Genomic DNA, 2,811 nt, shown 5'->3' on the forward strand with positions numbered 1-2,811 from the left:
GCGGCGGGCTCCGCCATGTGCGGAGCTCCGCCCACCGCCCTCGACTCCAAAACTCCACCAGCTCCGTGGACGCTACCCCCATGGAGCCCTGGATGGATGCCCTGATCCTGACGATGAGGGTGGACGTCCAGGTCGGAAGCACACGGGCTCGCTACAACTGGCTGGCCGACCGCATCGACGTCCCATCGCCCTCGGCCTACCCCGACCCGATCAATTGGTATCGCACGGTGCTCCACGAGCTGGCCCATGCCACCGGCCATCGTGATCGCTTGGCGCGAGATCTCACCGGCTGGTTCGGCTCGGCACAGTATGCCCGCGAGGAGCTCGTGGCGGAGATGACGGCGGCATTCCTGTGTGCCGCGCTGGGGGTGGTGCCCACGGTACGCCATGCCGACTACATCGGCTCTTGGCTCGAGGTGCTGCGGGCGGACGAGCGCGCCATCGTGCGGGCGGCAAGCCTCGCGTCGAAAGCCGCCGATTACATGATAGGCTTCTTACCCCCAGAGATGAGGGGCGGATCCGGTCAGAGGTCGCGTTAGCTAAACTCTACCGCATGACGCGATAACGCGATCGGACGACACTCAACGCGGCGATCTCATTCATCGCGGGTGAAGAGGCGATCGATGTCCACCCCGAGCGCCTTTGCGATGCGGTCGAGCACCAGCACGCTCGCGTTGCGCTTACCGCGTTCGACGCCGCTGAGATAGGCCTGATGAACATCGGCCTGGTGGGCGAGCTCTTCTTGGGAGAGCGCGCGCGCCATGCGCAACTTTCTGACATTTCGGCCCACTCGACCTCGCGCGTCCATCCACCGATGGCAGCTATGGCGCCGTGAAACTCCATAGATTATAAGTCATAAGCGACGCGAAGGTCGGGTGGGGGAGCGAGATAACGCAGGGCGTGAGCGTCGAGGATCAAACCTGGTGCGCCCTGAGGACAGAAACCTCAACGGAGCGAAAGATGGCCCACCCCCTCAATGACCCGGCCGATGAAAGCAACCTAAACCGAGGTTGGTTTTATCATCGGGCCGGCACCGACCATGGACCGATGGATCGTGAAGCCCTTGCCGAGATCCTGCGGCTCATGCCTTTGGTCGGGATCTTGGTCTGGCATTCCAGCCTGCCCGATTGGGCGAGCGCCACTGAGGCTCCCGTTCGAGCCCTGATCTACGGCCCTCCCCCCGCCCCCGACAGTCCTTCCGGGTTGGTATCACTGCTCTTCTCGTTCGAGGGCCGGCTCGGCCGAGCGAGGTTCTTCTGGGCCTCCTGCCTCAGCATCGTGCCCTACATCCTGGTTGTGATGGCCGTCGTGTCACACATGCATGTGCCGGTCTCAGAGGTGACGGGCACTCTGATCAGGCTCGCCCTGGCGCTGCCGTTCGTGTGGATCGGCTTGGCTCTGACGGCCAAACGGCTTCACGACCTTGACCTGTCGGGCTTCCATCTGCTTTGGGTTGCACCTCTCGCCTTCGGGAGCGCCTTTCTACCCCCAGGGCTTGTAAGCTTGGCGTCGATGGTCTTGAGTGGTGTCGTCGAGATTTGGCTGCTGACAAAGCGAGGGACTTATGGACGGAATGATTACGGTCCTGACCCCCTGCCTATTGCTAAAGACTATGTGATCCATAGAAAAACAAAAAAAGCAGGTAGTTTGAATGTTTGGACACTCGCGTCCTTGTTGACCCTGGTCAGCGTGGGCGCTTTCCTAACTTACGGTGGGCGAGCTCTCGAGTCGGTGCGACCTGCCCAATCCCTCTGTTCCAATCCTGGTGTGCTGGTGACCTTGGGTGATCTTATCAAAAAGGACCCAACTTGGATCATCATCGGGGCCTATTACGGAAGTTTCAGCAACGCCCGTATCTCGTTTCACAGCATCAGAACTTTAGAAGAAGGAAGCCCGGTTCGCGGCAGCACATGCGCGGCCATGATGAACGTCTCAGCCATCGATAAGAGTAAGGTAGGCATCGCCGACGACCGGGACCTCTCGGACTTCGAATACACCGTGCAGTACATCGATGGGAGCAGCACCGAGTACGTCGTCAACGTGGTGCACTGACAAGTCCGGAGTGGACGGGAACCTCGGCCAGTCGCTCGACCAGCTCAAAGGCTCCCGCCCCCTCAGGCATTCAGACGCTCATAGAGAGGTCAGGGATGGCGAAAGCTTGGTCGCATCCACCACGACCATACGCAGGCTCTTATTCTCCCTCCCACGTGCGGTCACGAGCGTAAACGGCACCTGCTGCGTCGTCTTCCCGCCATGCCCTGTCTCGATCGCACCAGCCTTGACCAACATGCTGATGATCGTCTCGCTGCTCTCGGTCAAACCCATCAAAGTAGGCAGCCTCTCCCGCCGAATTGCGATCATCTTACGTCCGCTCTTGCGATATCTGAATCCGACGATTGAACCAGAAGCAAGATGTAGACTCCGACTCTTCAGCATTGGAAGCTTCCCTTTGCCCTGAACTGCTGCTCTAAGCGCAGCTACGGCTCTAGAAGGCGTCAACTCGTGTACCACACTTTCGAAGGCGCGTCTCATCAAGCCGTGCACAACGTCGTATACGAAATCAACGGTCCAGGGCATAAACTTCGTTTTGGCTGCAATAGCACCTGCGGCGAACACCAACCCAAATTTGCGAGCGATACGAACTTGGTAAGGGTCCGTTATAGCGGATCGTAGCACAAAATCATCGATGTATACAGGAATTTTGTCCTTGCGCTTCCGGACCATCGTAACCCACGGTAGCGTCCACGGAGCTGGTGGAGATTTGGAGTCGGGGGCGGCGGGCGGAGCTCCGCATATGGCGGAGCCCGCCGT

General features: G+C 59.7%; 4 protein-coding genes. 2 read left to right on the forward strand and 2 right to left on the reverse strand.

Annotated elements, in window-relative coordinates; translation table 11 throughout:
- Positions 1-92: 92 nt before the first annotated feature.
- A complete protein-coding gene (locus tag D3273_RS27410) occupies positions 93-539 on the forward strand; it encodes a zincin-like metallopeptidase domain-containing protein (RefSeq protein WP_129230174.1) in 447 nt (148 codons plus the stop codon).
- A 56-nt stretch (positions 540-595) separates the two neighbouring features.
- On the opposite strand, the gene D3273_RS27415 is transcribed toward D3273_RS27410, so the two are convergent.
- Entirely contained in the window at positions 596-808 is a 213-nt protein-coding gene (locus D3273_RS27415) for a helix-turn-helix domain-containing protein (protein WP_129230176.1), read from the reverse strand.
- Positions 809-960: 152 nt separating this feature from the next.
- On the opposite strand from D3273_RS27415, the gene D3273_RS27420 reads away from it, so the two are divergent.
- Entirely contained in the window at positions 961-2,052 is a 1,092-nt protein-coding gene (locus D3273_RS27420) for a DUF805 domain-containing protein (RefSeq protein ID WP_129230178.1), read from the forward strand.
- 78 nt (positions 2,053-2,130) lie between these two features.
- On the opposite strand, the gene D3273_RS27425 is transcribed toward D3273_RS27420, so the two are convergent.
- On the reverse strand, positions 2,131-2,811 hold a 681-nt coding region (locus D3273_RS27425), incomplete at its 5' end, for a hypothetical protein (RefSeq protein ID WP_207210928.1).

Origin of the sequence: Lichenibacterium minor (assembly GCF_004137685.1) — a bacterium.
Classification (GTDB): Bacteria; Pseudomonadota; Alphaproteobacteria; order Rhizobiales; family Beijerinckiaceae; genus Lichenihabitans; species Lichenihabitans minor.

Bases quoted from the DNA above. Each gene is read 5' to 3' on its own strand.
- D3273_RS27420 (WP_129230178.1), top strand. From the start codon at position 961: ATGGCCCACCCCCTCAATGACCCGGCCGATGAAAGCAACCTAAACCGA.
- D3273_RS27410 (WP_129230174.1), top strand. From the start codon at position 93: ATGGATGCCCTGATCCTGACGATGAGGGTGGACGTCCAGGTCGGAAGC.
- D3273_RS27415 (WP_129230176.1), bottom strand. From the start codon at position 808: ATGGACGCGCGAGGTCGAGTGGGCCGAAATGTCAGAAAGTTGCGCATG.